This is a genomic window from Candidatus Schneideria nysicola (assembly GCF_019923565.1).
GTDB classification, from domain to species: Bacteria; Pseudomonadota; Gammaproteobacteria; order Enterobacterales; family Enterobacteriaceae; genus Schneideria; species Schneideria nysicola.
Map to the genome: position 1 here is coordinate 249,951 of NZ_CP074435.1, position 17,189 is coordinate 267,139.

The window sequence follows — 17,189 nt, forward strand, 5'->3', positions numbered from 1 at the left end:
TGCTACAATCCTAATATTAAATAATAATTATATATACTTCTCTATGAATAATTTATTTATATTTTGGATAATGAAAAAATAAATATATCAAATAAAAAGTATATAACAATGACAAAATTAATGATAAAAAAAAATGATGATTTAATTATATTAGGATCGGGTCCTGCAGGTTATACTGCTACTCTTTATGCTGCAAGAGCTAATCTTAATCCAATATTAATTACTGGTAAAAATTTAGGTGGCCAACTTATGTCTACAGATATAATAGAAAATTGGCCTGGAGTAGTCGAATCATTAACAGGACCTTCTCTTATGGAGAAGATGCATGCTCATATTAAGAAGTTCCAAATTCCAATTATTTCTGATCATATTAGCAAAGTCAATTTAGATAACAAACCATTTCATTTAACTGGATATAATACAGAATATTTCTGTAATGCATTAATTATTGCTACGGGAGCATCACCTCGTTGTCTTGATATTCCTTCAGAAAAAAAATTTAAAGGAAAAGGAATTTCTTTTTGTGCTACTTGTGATGGTTTTTTTTATCGTAATAAAATTATAGCTGTAGTAGGAGGAGGAAATACTGCAATAGAAGAGACACTCTATCTATCTAATATAGCTAAAAAGATACATTTAATTCATAGACGTCATATTTTTCGAGCTGAAAAGATATTAGTAGACAGATTAATGAAAAAAGTAAAATCTAATAATATTATTTTACATATGAATTCTATAGTAGAAGAAATTATAGGAAATGATAATGGTATTACTAAAATTCGATTAAAAGAAAAGGATATTACTACTAAAATTATATCAGTTTCTGGATTATTTATTGCTATAGGTTATATACCTAATACAGAAATTTTTGCAAAAAAACTTCATCTAGAAAATGGATATATTCAAATACATTCAGGATTAGATCAAAGTAAAACAGCTACTTCTATAAAAGGAGTTTTCGCTGCTGGGGATGTTATGGATAATAGATATCGTCAAGCAATTACCGCTGCTGCTTCAGGATGTATGGCTGCATTAGATGCAGAACGTTATTTAGAATCTATCAAATAAAATCAAATGAGAATTGAATTCCTCATGCATCATTAAATAAAATATTCTTTTTCTATATTTTAAATATTATTTATTATGTGAATGATAAAACGAACTAGATTGATTATCTAATTTGAATAAAAATACTTAGTCTGAATGTTCGAATTATCAAGGAAGGAGATAAAGGGCATATGTTACCAACAGTGCAAGCCTGTAATCTAATTATTTTTGGTACAAAAGGCGATTTAGCAAGAAGAAAGTTACTTCCCGCATTATATCGTCTTGAAAAATTAGGTTCAATACATCCAGCAACTCGTATTATTGGTGTTGGACGTGCAATATGGAATCGATCTTTTTACTGTAATATCGTACGTGAAGCATTAGAAAACTTTTTAGGAGAAATGATCGAAGAAAGTATTTGGAAAACATTTAGTACAAGATTATATTTTTATAATCTTGATGTAAACGAAATAGAAAACTTTCATAATTTATCTAAAAAAATAGATAAAAAAAATAGTATTACTATTAGTTATTTTGCTATGCCACCCAATACATTTGGTACTATTTGTAAAGGGTTAGGATATGCTGGACTCCATAAGGAACCTAACCGTATTGTTATAGAAAAACCTCTTGGTACAGATTTAATAACCTCAAAATTAATAAATAATAAAATAGCCGATTTTTTCAATGAAAAACAAATTTATAGAGTAGATCATTATTTAGGAAAAGAATCAGTAATTAATCTATTAACACTACGTTTTGCTAATTCATTATTTTCAGTAAATTGGGATCATCGAACTATTGATCATATACAAATTACTGTAGCGGAAGAAATAGGTATAGAAGGAAGATGGGGCTATTTTGATAAAGTAGGTCAGATGCGTGATATGGTTCAAAGTCATTTACTACAAATTTTAAGTATAATTGCTATGGCTCCTCCTTTGGACTTAAGAGCCGATAATATTCGGGATGAAAAAGTTAAAATTTTACGTGCACTAAGGCCAATTAATGAAAAAAATATTTTGACAAATACAATACGTGGTCAATATACAGCTGGTTTGATTCATACCGAAAAAGTTCCTGGTTATTTAGAAGAAAAAGGAGCAAATAAAGATAGCTGTACAGAAACTTTTGTATCACTTAAAGTGAATATTGACAATTGGATTTGGTCAGGAGTCCCTTTTTATTTGAGAACAGGAAAACGTTTACCTCTCAAATGTTCAGAAATAGTCATTTTTTTTAAAAATCCGCCCATCAATTTTTTTGATAATTTTTGTAAGAAATTACCTCCTAATAAAATTACTATTCGTTTACAACCCGATGAAGGTATTAGTATTAGTATTTTAGAAAAAAATGTTGAAATAGAAAATATGTCTTATTTCAAATTGAAAAAAATTCATTCAAATATTACTGATCATTCTAGAAATAATGATGCATATGAACGTTTATTATTAGAAGTAATGCGCGGTAATCAAGCACTTTTTGTTAGAAGAGATGAAGTAGAGGAAGCATGGAAATGGGTAGATTCTATTATGCAAGCATGGAAAGTCGTTCAATATATACCAGAACCCTATACCGCAGGAAGTTGGGGTCCTAATACTTCTCCAGAAATGATTAGAAGAGATGGTCGTTATTGGAATGAAATGGGACAATTGACAAGACAATGAATGAAATTGTTGTTAAAAATATTCTTTTTAATTTTTCATAATTCTTTGCTCCTTGAAAGGAAGATATGTCTGATCCTTGGATAAGTACTATAGATTTAAAATGTAGAAGATCTGATAGAGATAAAAAAACTGTTTTATATTGTCGTAAACATACTGGACCATTAATGGTCCAACATCCTTTTTATCCTGAAGGAGAAAAGAAATCTTGCCATATTTACTTATTATATCCGCCTGGAGGGATAGTTGGAGGTGATAAACTTTTTGTTAATCTCTATATGAATAAAAATACTAAAGTTTTACTTACTATGCCAAGTATCACTAAATTTTATTTTAGTAAAAGTTCCAAATCCTCTTCTCTTACTCAATATTTTTTTCTTGAAGAAAAGGCAACATTAGAATTCTTACCTCCAGAAACTCTTTTATTTCCAGGAGCATATGCAGAAATAACAACTTATTTTTATATACAAAAAAATTCCAAAATTATTGCTTGGGACAATTTATCTTTCGGTCGTACCGTTCTAAAAGAACCCTTCTATAAAGGAAATTGCAATTATCAATTACAAATTTGGCAATCAGATATACTATTATTATATGAAAAATTATGTATTAGTAATGGTGATTTATCAATTATTAATCATTATCCGCTACTATCAACATTAATAGCAACGCCCGCTAATGAGCAATTATTAAATATAGTACGAAAAATTATCTACAATAAAAGAATAATCGCAGGTGCAACTTTATTAGATTCCTCTTTATTAGTAGTAAGGATCTTATGTAATAATGATGATTATTTACGTACTATATTATATAAACTATGGGATGTATTACGTCCAGAAATTATCGGTGATATTTCTTTTCCACCACGTATTTGGTTTACTTAAAGAAGGAAATAATAATGAATCTTACACCAAGAGAAAAAGATAAGCTTATGTTATTTACTATCGCTCTTTTAGCCGAACGCCGTCTTGTTAGAGGAATAAAATTAAATTATCCAGAGTCTATTGCTCTTATTAGCTCCTTTATTTTAGAAGGAGCCAGAGAGGGAAAATCTGTGACAGAATTAATGGAATCTAGTAGGCATCTTTTAAAAAAAGAACAAGTTATGAATGGTGTTGCAGAAACACTGACCAAAATACAAGTAGAAGCAACGTTTTTAGATGGAACGAAATTAGTAACGGTATACAATCCGATTATATAGTATATAGAAATTTTTATGATTCCAGGTGAATTTCAATTATTACCCCAATTAATAGAAATCAATAAAGAAAGAGAAACATTACAATTACTTGTTGAAAATCATGGAGATAGACCCATACAAATTGGCTCACACTTTCATTTTTATGAAACGAATAGATATTTAAAATTTGATAGAAAAAAAACCATAGGATTTCGTCTTCATATTCCTGCAGGTACCACCATACGTTTTGAGCCAGGACAATCACGTAAAGTTATATTAGTTCAATTTTCTGGAAAGAGAATAGTATGGGGATTCCGTTCAAAAATAATGGGATCACTCAATAAATATCAGAAAAATAAAGAAGAAGCATTGCAAACATGAATAAAATATCTCGTCAAGCCTATTCAGAAATGTTTGGTCCTACTATAGGCGATCGTATTAGATTAGCAGATACTGAACTATGGATTGAAATAGAAAAAGATTTCACAACGTATGGTGAAGAAGTAAAATTTGGAGGAGGGAAAGTTATTAGAGATGGGATGGGTCAAGGTCAACTCTCTTGCAAAGAAACAGTAGATTTAGTCTTAACTAATGCTATTATTATTGATTATTGGGGAATCATAAAAGCTGATATTGGAGTAAAAAACGGTCGTATTCATTCTATTGGCAAAGCAGGCAATCCAGATATCCAACCTAACGTTAATATTCCAATTGGAGCAGGTACAGATGTTATTGCGGCAGAAGGAAAAATTGTTACTACTGGTGGTGTGGACTCTCATATACATTTTATTTGTCCTCAACAAATAGAAGAAGCTCTCATATCTGGGATAACTACTATGATTGGAGGAGGTACGGGTCCATCCACTGGGACCAAAGCCACTACCTGTACTCCTGGTATATGGAATATCTCACGTATGCTACAAGCTACAGATATCCTCCCAGTGAATATAGGTTTATTAGGAAAAGGAAGTAGTTCTTGTCCCAAAGCATTATATGAACAAGTTGATTCGGGAGTTATTGGATTAAAAATTCATGAAGATTGGGGTGCTACTCCTTCTGTAATTGATTGTTGTTTATCCGTTGCAGAATTATCAGATATACAAGTTTCCATTCATACTGACACTCTCAATGAATCCGGTTTTTTTGAAGATACAATAACTGCAATAGGAGATCGTACCATACATACTTTCCATACTGAAGGTGCGGGTGGAGGACATGCTCCTGATATTATTCGTGCTTGTATGTATCCTAATATATTACCTTCTTCCACGAATCCAACATTACCTTATACCATACATACTATAGATGAACATTTGGATATGTTAATGGTTTGTCATCATCTTGATTCTAATCTTGCAGAAGATATAGCTTTTGCTGAATCTCGTATTCGAAGAGAAACAATTGCAGCGGAAGATATCTTACATGATATGGGAGCTTTTTCTATGATATCTTCTGACTCTCAAGCAATGGGAAGAGTTGGAGAAGTCATATTACGTACTTGGCAATTAGCACATAGAATGAAAATAGAAAGAGGTTTCTTACCAGAAGATACAACAAGAAACCATGATAATTTTCGTGTTAAACGTTATATAGCTAAATATACCATTAATCCAGCTATTACACATGGTATTGCACATGAAGTAGGTTCAATAGAAATTGGAAAATTAGCAGATTTAGTTCTATGGTCTCCAGCTTTTTTTGGTGTGAAACCCAATTTAATATTGAAAGGAGGTATGATAGTTATGTCACAAATGGGAGATATTAATGCATCTATACCGACTCCACAGCCAGTATATTATAGGAAAATGTTTGGTACATTAGGTAATGCCTGTCATGCTACTCGTATAACTTTTCTATCAAAATCTGCTATAGAAAAAGATATTATAAGTACATTAAATATTAGAAGTCTATTTAGTGTCGCTAAAGATTGTCGTTATGTACGAAAAGTAGATATGATACATAATAATTTGATGCCAAATATTCAAGTTAATCCACAAACATATGAAGTATATGTAAATGATTCTTTAATAACTTGCAAACCAGCCGCCATATTACCAATGGCGCAACGTTACTTTTTATTTTAAAAATTTTAATTATTAAAAAAGGATGATAAAAATAAATAATACTATAAAAAAATTTCGTCTATTACAGATAACGAGTAGTAATTTACCGATCGGTAGTTTTATTTATTCCAAAGGATTAGAGTGGGCCGTAGAATCGGGTTGGATTGCTAATATAGAAAATTTTCGTCTATGGCAACAACAACAAATTGATTATACGTTAACTCGACTCGATTGGCCAATTCTTAAACGTTTATATATTTCTTATAAATTAGACGATATAGATAGTTTTCAATTCTGGATTCAATTATTATTAGCTAATAGAGAAACAAGTGAATTAAGAGATGAAGAAAAGCAACGTGGTGCGGCTTTATTTAAATTATTTCATATTTGGGACCTTCCTGTTCCCAATTCAGATTGGAGTTCACTTATAAAAAAAAGTCAAATTAGCGGATTAGCTTGGTTAGGTAATCAATGGAAGATACCTTTATTTGATTTAGCAATTTCTTTCGGTTATAGCTGGTTAGAAAATGCTATTATAGCAGGTATTAAATTGGTCCCTTTTGGTCAATCTACCGCACAAATTTTACTAAAAGATCTGTCTCAATCATTAGCATATTCTTTACCAAAAGCCTTATCAATGACTGATAATGATTTAGGATCTGGATTACCATTAGTAGCGATTGCTTCTTCTTGTCATGAAACACAATTTACGCGTTTATTTCGTTCATAATACTAAAAGATAATAAAATGAAAAAAAACAACAGTAATAGGCAGCAGCATCCTATCCGTATTGGAATAGGTGGTCCAGTAGGATCAGGAAAAACCGCATTAATTGAAGTATTATGCAAGTTAATGAAAAGAAAATATCAACTTGCAGTTATTACTAATGATATCTATACGAAAGAAGATCAGCGTATTTTAACTATTGCAGGTGCATTAGATCCTGATCGTATCATTGGGATAGAAACAGGCTGTTGTCCGCATACCGCTATTCGAGAGGATGCTTCCATGAATTTAGAAGCCATAGAATTTTTATGCGGCAAGTTTCATAATTTAGATATTATTTTTATTGAGAGTGGAGGAGATAATTTAGGAGCGACTTTCAGTCCAGAATTGGTAGATATAGTAATTTATGTGATTGATGTTGCAGAAGGAGAAAAAATTCCAAGAAAAGGAGGTCCAGGTATTACTCGTTCTGATTTTCTGGTAATAAATAAAATGGATTTAGCTTCATATGTAGGTGCATCCCTCCAGATAATGGAGAAAGATACGAATACTATGCGATTGAATCGACCATGGACTTTTACAAATTTAAAAGAGAGAAAGGGTTTAGAAAGCCTTCTTCTATTTTTTAGATCCCAGGGTTATCCTATCTCTTAAAAAGATTCCTCATTTTATAATAAAATACTATCTTATCTATATTAGTATTAGTATAAGATAGTATTTTATTATATATAAATCACGCCCTACAGGGATCGAACCTGTCACCTACGGCTTAGAAGGCCGTTGCTCTATCCAACTGAGCTAAGGGCGCATATTTGATGGATTTTTTTCAGTGATTAGTTTAAATAAACTAAAATAAAATTATTTTTAAGATTAGTATACACAAAAATTAAAATGATAGCAAAAATAATTGATGGGAATCTTATTGCAGAAAAAATTCAAAATAAAATAGCCAAACAAGTAGATAAACGTATTCGCTTAAATAAGCGTAGACCTGGATTAGCAGTAATTTTAGTTGGTGATGCTCCATCTTCAAAAATTTATGTTTCTAAGAAAAGAAAAGTTTGTGATATGGTTGGATTTTTTTCTCTTTATTTTAAATTTCCGGAAACCATTCAAAAAATGGAATTATTGAATGTAATAGATAAATTAAATAATGATATAAGAATAGATGGAATTTTAGTTCAACTCCCTTTACCTAAAAATATTAATACAATTAGTATATTAGAAAGTATTGCTCCCCATAAAGACGTAGATGGTTTTCATCCATATAATATTGGAAGATTATGTAAAAGAGCCCCACTTTTACGACCTTGCACTCCAAAGGGAATTTTAACTCTACTTAAAGAGTATAAAATTAACACTTTTGGACTAGATGCTGTTATAGTTGGAGCTTCTAATATAGTTGGTATTCCAATGAATATAGAATTATTATTACAAGGTTGTACGGTAACTCTTACTCATCGTTTTACTAGAAATTTACAGTATCATATTAATAATGCTGATTTACTAATCGTTGCAGTTGGTCAAGCATATTTTATCCCAGGTCACTGGATTAAACCTGGTGCAATAGTAATCGATGTAGGTATTAATCGTCTTGAAAATGGTAAAATAGTAGGAGATGTAGATTTTTTTACTGCCTTGAAAAGAGCGTCTTATATTACCCCAGTCCCTGGAGGTGTTGGTCCAATAACGGTTGCTACACTTATGCAAAATACTTTACAAGCTTGTGAACAGTATTACGATAGATTTATTTATGTCAAATAAATAAATTTTTATAGTGCAATAATATTATAACGATGCTAAAATTAGAAGAATTATACTCATAATAATTAATTTTATTAATCTTCATATCTTTTTTATTAATTGCATTCATTCTAACATTAAATTTTAAGGTAAAATAATGCCAATTGATCTTTATCATACAAAAAGTCCTTTGAATATTAAAAATTTAAAATCATTATATGAACAATATGCAGGACCAGTATGGGTATATGATGCTGAGAAAATTTACGGTCAAATTGATCAATTAAATCAGTTTGATATAGTACGATTTGCTCAAAAAGCATGTTCTAATATTCATATTTTACGTTTAATGCGCAAAAAAAATGTAAAAGTGGATGCTGTTTCATTAGGGGAAATTGAACGGGCTCTATTAGCAGGATTTTTAATAGGAAAAGAACATAATGACATAATTTTTACCGCTGATCTATTAGATGAAGTTACTCTTGCAAGAATTATTGAATTAGAAATTCAAGTCAATGCTGGCTCAATAGATATGTTAGTTCAATTAGGAGAACGTTCTATAGGTCATAAAATTTGGCTCAGAGTTAATCCTGGTTTTGGATATGGGCATTGTCAAAAAACTAATACGGGAGGTAAAAATAGTAAACATGGAATATGGTATGAAGATTTACCTTTAGCATTAAAATATATTAAGAAATATAAATTAGAACTTATTGGATTACATATCCATATTGGATCTGGAGTAAATTATACACACTTAACAAAAGTTTGTGATGCTATGGTAAAATGTGTAAAGCATTTAGATTATGATATATCGGCTATATCGGCAGGTGGAGGATTATCAGTTCCTTATCGTTTTGGAGAGATTCCAGTCAATATCAATCATTATTTTAATATTTGGAATACAGCTAGAGAACAGATTCAAGATCATATTGGTCATCCTATCAGTTTAGAAATAGAACCTGGGCGTTTTTTAGTAGCTGAATCAGGTATATTAATCGCTAAAGTAAGAGCGGTGAAAAAAGTAGCTAATAGATATTTTTTTTTAGTAGATGTAGGGTTTAATGATTTAATGCGTCCTGCTATGTATGGAAGTTATCATTATATCTCACTATTACCTGCAAATAATCAGGATATCATTCATGAAAAAAGATATGAGGTTATAATAGGTGGACCTCTTTGTGAATCCGGTGATCTTTTCACTCAAATAGAAGGAGGAAAAATTTCAACGAGAAAATTACCGCTAGCAAAAATTAATGATTATTTAGTTTTTCATGATACTGGAGCTTATGGGGCCTCAATGTCATCTAATTATAATAGTCGTCTTTTACTCCCAGAAATATTAGTTGAACAAGGAACAATGAAACAAATTCGACGACGTCAGTGTTTTGAGGATTTATTTCTTTTAGAAATGGTTTGAATAAAATTTACTATTTACAATTAATAAAAAGACACTCTTTCTATCTATTCAAAATAGTTATATTGAATTGATTGGAATATCAAGAATAAAAAAATATTACTACTCTTCAAAACTATAAAGGATATGTATGCGTAAAGCAATTTCAACCGTTTCTTTATCAGGTACTTTACCGGAAAAATTATATGCTATTTCTAAAGCAGGATTTGATGCCGTGGAAATATTTTCTGATGATCTAGTTCAATTTACTGGAAAAATAAGAGATATTCGTCTTTTAACTGAAGATTTAAATTTAAAAATTGTACTATTACAACCGCTCAGAGATTTTGATGGGATACAACCTGAAAATAGAAATAAAGCTACTGAGCATGCTAAAAAAATGTTTGAACAGATGAATAATCTTGGTTGTCAACAATTATTAGCATGTAGTACAACTGATATTTATGCTTCACCTTATATGGATATACAAATTGAAAATTTATTAAAGTTAGCAGAAATAGCTAGACAACATGATTGTTATGTTTCCTACGAAGCTCTATCTTGGGGAAGATACGTTAATCGTCTTAGTCAAGCTTGGGATAGAGTACGAATTGTTGATCATCCAAATCTTGGATTAATACTTGATAGTTTTCATGTCTTAGCTATTCAAGATAGTTTGGATATAATAAAATATATCCCTGTAGAAAAATTATTTTTTATTCAAATAGCTGATGCCGATCCTCCTCCAACACCAATATGTTCCTTTGATGAATGGAGTCGACATTATCGTTGTTTTCCAGGAAGAGGAATACTTGCTATAGAAGCTTTTGCTAAATCGGCACAACAAACTGGATATAAGGGAATATGGTCATTAGAAATTTTCAGTGATCGATATAAAAGAATCTCTCCTCATTCAGTAGCAAGAGAAGGATTGAATTCGCTAATTTCACTAGAAAACTTCCTTATACAACAACATGGTACTACATGAGAATTTTGGAGATAATAAATTGGTAAATTTTAGCTAGTACTTGTAAATCTGTAATTTTTGTACATTCATTTACTTTATGAATTGTCTTATTTATTAAACCTAATTCTACTATTTCTGATCCAGTTTGTACAACAAATCTTCCATCAGAAGTCCCACCTGTTGTTTCAATATGAGGTGTAATGCCTTGATAATGTTGAATCGCTTGAGATACGACTTCTAATAATTTACCCGGTAAGGTTAAAAATGGGGGTCCAGAAAATAACCAATCAATATGGTAATCCTCCTTATTAAAATGACTTTGCAGAATGTTCTTGACTTTATTACGAATTATTAACTCATTGGTTTGAGTTCCGAATCTAAAATTTATTTGTAGATGTAATTTTCCTGGAATTATATTACTATTTCCGTGACCCGCATGAATATTAGATATTTGCATAGTAGTAGAAGGAAAAAAGGCATTTCCTTTATCCCATTCATGATAAATCAGTTCTTTCAAAAATAGAATAGAACTATGAATGGGATTGTTGGCAAGATGAGGATAAGCAATATGTCCTTGTATTCCATGAATCACTATATTAGCTGTCAAAGATCCTCTTCTGCCGTTTTTAATCGTATCACCTATTTTATAAGTACTAGAAGGTTCACCTATTAAACAGTAGTCTATTCTTTCATTTCTTTTAATTAAAGTATGAATAACTTTTTTTGTTCCATTTTCAGATTTTCCTTCTTCGTCTGACGTAATAATGAATGCTAATTTTCCTTTATGTAATGGATTATTTTTAATAAAACGTTCTGTTGCTATTATCATCGCAGCTAAGGCTCCTTTCATATCAGCTACACCACGTCCATAAATTATATTATTACGTATAGAAGCTTCAAAAGGATGACTATTCCATTGTGATAAATCTCCAGCGGGTACTATATCTGTATGTCCAACAAATAATAAACTTGGACCTTTCTCTTTTCCTTGATGAAAAGCCCAAATATTTTGGGTATCTTCAAAGGGAAGATACTCAATTATAAAATCTAAAGGTTTGAAATAATCTTCTACAAGAATATCCTGACAACCTGCATCATTTGGACTAATAGATTCACATTGTACTAAACGTTTTGTAAGTTTTAAAATTGGACAAGACATATCAATCCTGTAAGAAAATAATATTCAATAAAAATTAGTTTAAAATTATTATTGATCTTTAATATCAATAGATTGAGTAGAATTAGGATAAGGTGAAGGAATACGCTGTAATCCAACGACATGCTCACATTTTGTAGTACGAATTAGCATCACTCCCTGTGTATTACGACCAATAATATTTATTTCAGATACTCTGGTTCGGACTAATGTTCCAGCATCAGTAATAATCAAAATTTGATCTTCATTATTTACTTGTACAGCACCAACAACTTCACCATTACGTTCATTCACTTTGATAGAAATAATTCCTTTAGTAGCACGAGATTTAGTAGAAAATGCTATTTGTTTTGTTCTTTTTCCATATCCATTTTTTGTAATAATAAGAATAGAAGCTTGATTATTAGGGATAATAATTGAAACAACTTTATCATTTTTAGATAAATGTATTCCACGAATACCAGAGGTTGTACGATGTGTATTACGTACTTGATCTTCGGGAAATCGCACTACTTTCCCATAAGCGGAAAACAACATAATTTCATCCGTACCATTTGTTACATCAACTCCTATAAGTTCATCCCCTTTAATTAGATTAACTGCAATAATACCAGTACTACGTGGACGACTAAATTCAGATAAATCCGTTTTCTTTACAATTCCTCGAGCAGTAACCATAAAAACATATTTCTTATTTTTATATTTATTCACAGGTAATATAGCGGTAATTCTTTCATTTATTTCTAATGGTAATAAATTAATAATTGGTTTTCCTTTAGATATACGACTAGCTTCTGGAAGTTGATATACCTTCATCCAATATATTCTACCTCTATTAGAAAATAATAAGATAGTATCATGAGTATTTGCTACAAGTAATCGATCAATAAAATCTTCTTGTTTCGTTCTTGCTGCTGATTTTCCTCTTCCTCCTCTATGTTGTGCTTCATAATCAGTAAGTGGTTGATATTTAACATATCCTTGATGAGAAAGAGTAATAACTACATTTTCCTGATTAACTAAATTTTCAATATTAATCGTTGTGTCAACAACTTCAATATTAATTTGAGTACGTCGAGTATCACGATATTTTTCTTTAATATAACAAAGTTCATTACGTATCACTCTCATTAACTTATTAGAATCTCTTAACGTTTGATTTAAATCAGAAATATATATAATTAAATTTTTATATTCGGATAATAATTTCTCTTTTTCTAAATTAGTTAATTTTTGTAAACGTAAATCTAAAATAGCTTGTACTTGTTTGTCATTTAGAAAATATTTACTATTTATTAGAAATTGAGGAAGTGATTCCTTTTTATCGGTGTAGAAATCTAGTTCTTTTTTTAAAAGAAAAGAAGGATCTATATCCCACTCTCTTTGTAATAAATTTTTTCTAGCTTCTTCAGGAGTCGAAGATTCTTTAATCATATTAATTACTAAATCAATATGTAAAATAGCTATTATTAATGCTTCTAGAAGCAGTATTCTATTATTAGCTTTATTTAACTCAAAGATAATACGACGTATGACGATATTACGACGGTGTTGTATAAAAGATACAATAATATCTTTTAGAGATAATAATTTAGGTACCCCCTCATGTAATGCAACCATATTAATTCCGAAAGTAGTTTGAAGTTGCGTTAGAGAATATAAATTATTCAACACTATTTGAGATGTCGTATCTTTTTTTATTTCTATTACTATACGCATTCCTTCTTTATCAGATTCATCACGTATATTATTAATACCATCTATTCTTTTTTCTTTAATTAAAGAAACAATTTTTTCAATTAATTTAGATTTATTAACTTGATAAGGTAATTCATTTATAATAATAGATTCATTATTTTTTTCATGTGCTGATTCTATTATCACTTTTGCACGAATATAAATTTTACCTTGTCCAGTTCTATATGCATCTTTAATACCATTTTGTCCATTAATAATAGCTGCGGTAGGAAAATCAGGTCCTGGAATATATTGCATTAATTCTTCTATACTAATATTTTCATCTTTGATATATGCTAAACAACCATCAATAACTTCACATAAATTATGAGGAGGAATATTAGTAGCCATACCTACTGCAATTCCAGAAGAACCATTAATTAATAAATTGGGAATTATAGTTGGCATTACATCAGGAATATATTCTGTTCCATCATAATTAGTGGAATAATTTACTGTCTCTTTATCGATATCTGATAATAATTCATGAGCAATTTTAGACATTCTAACTTCAGTATATCGCATAGCCGCTGCAGGATCACCATCAATAGAACCAAAATTTCCTTGTCCATCTATTAATGTATAACGTAGTGAAAAAGATTGAGCCATTCTTACAATACTGTCGTATACAGCCGCATCCCCATGTGGATGATATTTCCCAATAACATCTCCTACTATACGTGCAGATTTTTTATATGGTTTATTCCAATCATTGCCAAGCATTTTCATAGCAAATAGTATTCTACGATGTACGGGTTTTAATCCATCACGTACATCAGGTAAAGCACGACCTACAATAACAGACATAGCATAGTCTAAATATGAACGTTTTAGCTCTTCTTCTATGTGAACAGGTATAATTTCTTTGGCAAAATTCCCCATTAATTATATTCCTACATATCTTTTATAAAGGATATAAATTATATCATCTTTATAATAAAAAAACACTCTAAAAATAAAGTAAGCTAATTATAATAAATACTTATTGTCATAAATTTTTTTATTGATATAATTTTTATTAATAACATTCTAAAAGAAGATAGATAACATTATGTTTTTTATATAAACTTAACTTTTCCTCTCTAATTATATTCGTTTCGAAATTATTTAAGTTTCTAATACTCTATTACTGTTATTATTAATTTAATCTCAGATCAATACCATAAAAAATTATTAAAATTCTATTAATAGGATAATAAATTTGCATGAATCAAATTCTTTTAGTCACTAAAAGAGATGGAAGAAAAGAAGTTCTTAATTTAGATAAAATCCATCGAGTAATAGAGTGGGCAGCTAAAGGATTAGAAAAAGTATCGGTTTCTCAAGTTGAATTACATTCTCGAATTCAATTCTATGCAAATATTACAACATCAGAAATACATGAAACTTTGATTAAATCTTCAGCAGACTTAATATCTGCTGAAATACCTGATTATCAATATTTAGCCGCACGTCTGGCAATATTTCACTTACGTAAAAAAGCTTATGGTTGTTTTAACCCACCACATTTATATAATCATATTTTACGTTTAGTTAAACTAGGAAAATATGATAAACATTTACTAAAAGATTATAGTATTAAAGAATTTAATATTATGAATAATTTTATTAATCACTCAAGAGATATGAATTTTTCTTATGCTGCCGTCAAACAATTAGAAGGAAAATATTTAGTAAAAAATAGAGTAACTGGAGAAATTTATGAAAGTGCTCAATTTTTATATATACTAGTATCAGCATGTTTATTTTCATCTTATCCTAAAGATATTCGATTAGATTATATAAAAAGATTTTATAATGCTATATCAACTTTTAAAATTTCTTTACCAACACCAATTATGTCTGGGGTACGAACTCCAACACGTCAATTTAGTTCTTGTGTGTTAATTGAGTGTGGTGATAGTTTAGATTCAATTAATGCTACTGCAAGTTCTATTGTAAAATATGTTTCTCATCGTGCTGGAATTGGCATTAATGCAGGTCGTATACGTGCACTTGGTAGTCCTATTAGAAACGGTGAAGCATTTCATACAGGATGTATTCCGTTTTATAAACATTTCCAAACAGCAATCAAATCCTGTTCACAAGGAGGAATTCGTGGAGGTGCGGCTACTTTATTCTATCCGCTTTGGCATCTAGAAGTAGAAAGTTTACTAGTTTTAAAAAATAATAGAGGAATAGAATCTAATCGTATTAGACATATGGACTACGGGGTTCAAATTAATAAATTAATGTATCAAAGATTAGTTGATAATGAATATATAACTTTATTTAGTCCTTCTAGTGTTCCTGGTCTATATGATGCCTTTTTTTGTGATCAAGAAGAGTTTAATAAATTATATATAAAATATGAACAAGATAAAAATATTCCACAACGTCAAATTAAAGCATTAGAATTATTTGCATTATTAATGCATGAACGCACCTCCACGGGTCGCATTTATATACAAAATGTTGATCATTGTAATAATCATAGTCCATTTGATAAAATGATAGCACCGATACGTCAATCTAATTTATGTTTAGAAATTACTCTTCCTACCGAATCTTTAAATGATATAAAAGATGAAAATGGTGAAATTGCTCTATGTACTTTATCAGCTCTAAATTTAGGAGAAATAGATCATTTAGAGGATTTATATGAAATTTCCGTACTAACAGTACGAGCACTTGATGCGCTACTTGATTATCAATATTATCCAATACAGGCTGCTAAAAGAAGTGCTATGGGAAGACGTACTCTGGGTATTGGTGTGATTAACTATGCTTATTATTTAGCTAAAAATGGGGTAAAATATTCGGACGGTAGTGCTAATGTTCTCACACATCGTACATTTGAAGCTATTCAATACTATTTACTAAAAGCGTCCAATGAACTTGCCAGAGAAAAGGGCCCATGTCCTTGGTTTGGTGAAACTTCTTATTCACAAGGTATATTACCTATTGATAGTTATAAAAAAGATGTTGATTTTATTGTAAATGAACCGCTTTACTATGATTGGGAAAAATTACGTAAATTAATACAAGATTTTGGATTACGTAACTCTACTCTTTCCGCTATAATGCCATCCGAAACCTCTTCTCAAATTTCTAATGCAACAAATGGTATAGAACCTCCCAGAGATTATGTTAGTATTAAAATATCAAAAGATGGAATATTAAGACAAGTTGTTCCAGAATCTATTCGTTTAAAAGATGCATATGAATTTCTTTGGAATATGCCAAATAATGAGGGTTATATAAAATTAGTGGGTATAATGCAAAAATTTGTCGATCAATCTATTTCAGCAAATACTAACTATGATCCATCTCGTTTTCATAATGGAAAAATACCTATGAAGCAATTATTAAAAGATTTGTTAACTGCTTATAAATTTGGTTTAAAAACATTATATTATCAAAATACTCGTGATGGTGCTGAAAAAATTATACAACAACAAGATGATTCTGATTGTGAAAGTGGTATTTGTAAAATATAAAGTAAATTTATAAGAGAATAAATAAGAA

General features: G+C 30.0%; 13 protein-coding genes, 1 tRNA gene and 1 pseudogene. 12 read left to right on the forward strand and 3 right to left on the reverse strand.

Features of this window, described 5'->3' with window-relative positions; translation table 11 throughout:
• The first annotated feature begins 120 nt into the window (after positions 1-120).
• The 8 genes from trxB to ureG all read left to right on the forward strand — a co-directional run bounded on the left by trxB (position 121) and on the right by ureG (position 7,337).
• On the forward strand, positions 121-1,068 hold the full coding sequence (gene trxB, locus KEC37_RS01250) for a thioredoxin-disulfide reductase (RefSeq protein WP_420885563.1): 948 nt from the start codon (positions 121-123) through the stop codon (positions 1,066-1,068).
• A 170-nt stretch (positions 1,069-1,238) separates the two neighbouring features.
• Positions 1,239-2,714 carry a glucose-6-phosphate dehydrogenase gene (zwf, locus tag KEC37_RS01255; protein ID WP_223139758.1) on the forward strand — a complete coding sequence of 492 codons (1,476 nt, stop codon included), beginning with the start codon at positions 1,239-1,241 and terminating at the stop codon, positions 2,712-2,714.
• 65 nt (positions 2,715-2,779) lie between these two features.
• Positions 2,780-3,598 carry an urease accessory protein UreD gene (locus KEC37_RS01260; RefSeq protein WP_223139759.1) on the forward strand — a complete coding sequence of 273 codons (819 nt, stop codon included), beginning with the start codon at positions 2,780-2,782 and terminating at the stop codon, positions 3,596-3,598.
• Between the two features lie 14 nt (positions 3,599-3,612).
• A complete protein-coding gene (locus KEC37_RS01265) occupies positions 3,613-3,915 on the forward strand; it encodes an urease subunit gamma (protein ID WP_223139295.1) in 303 nt (100 codons plus the stop codon).
• 15 nt (positions 3,916-3,930) lie between these two features.
• Positions 3,931-4,275, forward strand: a complete 345-nt coding sequence (locus KEC37_RS01270; RefSeq protein ID WP_223138846.1) for an urease subunit beta — start codon at positions 3,931-3,933, stop codon at positions 4,273-4,275.
• Positions 4,272-5,978: an urease subunit alpha gene (ureC, locus tag KEC37_RS01275; protein ID WP_223138847.1), complete on the forward strand. Its 1,707-nt coding sequence runs from the start codon at positions 4,272-4,274 to the stop codon at positions 5,976-5,978. Before KEC37_RS01270 ends, ureC begins: the two co-directional genes overlap by 4 nt.
• A gap of 22 nt (positions 5,979-6,000) precedes the next feature.
• Complete coding sequence (locus KEC37_RS01280; RefSeq protein WP_223138848.1) at positions 6,001-6,687, forward strand: urease accessory protein UreF; 687 nt, start codon at positions 6,001-6,003, stop codon at positions 6,685-6,687.
• Positions 6,688-6,704: 17 nt separating this feature from the next.
• Complete coding sequence (ureG, locus tag KEC37_RS01285) at positions 6,705-7,337, forward strand: urease accessory protein UreG (protein WP_223139760.1); 633 nt, start codon at positions 6,705-6,707, stop codon at positions 7,335-7,337.
• A gap of 80 nt (positions 7,338-7,417) precedes the next feature.
• Here ureG and KEC37_RS01290 read toward each other — a convergent pair.
• Positions 7,418-7,491: transfer RNA gene (locus tag KEC37_RS01290), tRNA-Arg, on the reverse strand.
• Positions 7,492-7,574: 83 nt separating this feature from the next.
• Here KEC37_RS01290 and folD point away from each other — a divergent pair.
• From folD to KEC37_RS01305, 3 genes are all read left to right on the forward strand, one after another.
• Positions 7,575-8,447, forward strand: coding sequence for a bifunctional methylenetetrahydrofolate dehydrogenase/methenyltetrahydrofolate cyclohydrolase FolD (gene folD / locus KEC37_RS01295; protein WP_223139298.1), 873 nt, complete (start codon positions 7,575-7,577; stop codon positions 8,445-8,447).
• Between the two features lie 136 nt (positions 8,448-8,583).
• Positions 8,584-9,846 (forward strand): diaminopimelate decarboxylase, encoded by a 1,263-nt coding sequence (gene lysA, locus KEC37_RS01300; protein ID WP_223139761.1) that lies wholly within the window; start codon positions 8,584-8,586, stop codon positions 9,844-9,846.
• A 127-nt stretch (positions 9,847-9,973) separates the two neighbouring features.
• Positions 9,974-10,810, forward strand: a complete 837-nt coding sequence (locus KEC37_RS01305; RefSeq protein ID WP_223139762.1) for a sugar phosphate isomerase/epimerase family protein — start codon at positions 9,974-9,976, stop codon at positions 10,808-10,810.
• Here KEC37_RS01305 and dapE read toward each other — a convergent pair.
• On the reverse strand, positions 10,803-11,948 hold the full coding sequence (gene dapE, locus KEC37_RS01310) for a succinyl-diaminopimelate desuccinylase (protein ID WP_223139763.1): 1,146 nt from the start codon (positions 11,946-11,948) through the stop codon (positions 10,803-10,805). The genes KEC37_RS01305 and dapE overlap by 8 nt on opposite strands.
• A 90-nt stretch (positions 11,949-12,038) precedes the next feature.
• Positions 12,039-14,564, reverse strand: a pseudogene (gene gyrA, locus KEC37_RS01315) (DNA topoisomerase (ATP-hydrolyzing) subunit A); the annotation flags it as partial.
• Between the two features lie 323 nt (positions 14,565-14,887).
• Here gyrA and nrdA point away from each other — a divergent pair.
• On the forward strand, positions 14,888-17,161 hold the full coding sequence (gene nrdA / locus KEC37_RS01320; RefSeq protein WP_223139765.1) for a class 1a ribonucleoside-diphosphate reductase subunit alpha: 2,274 nt from the start codon (positions 14,888-14,890) through the stop codon (positions 17,159-17,161).
• Positions 17,162-17,189 lie beyond the last annotated feature (28 nt).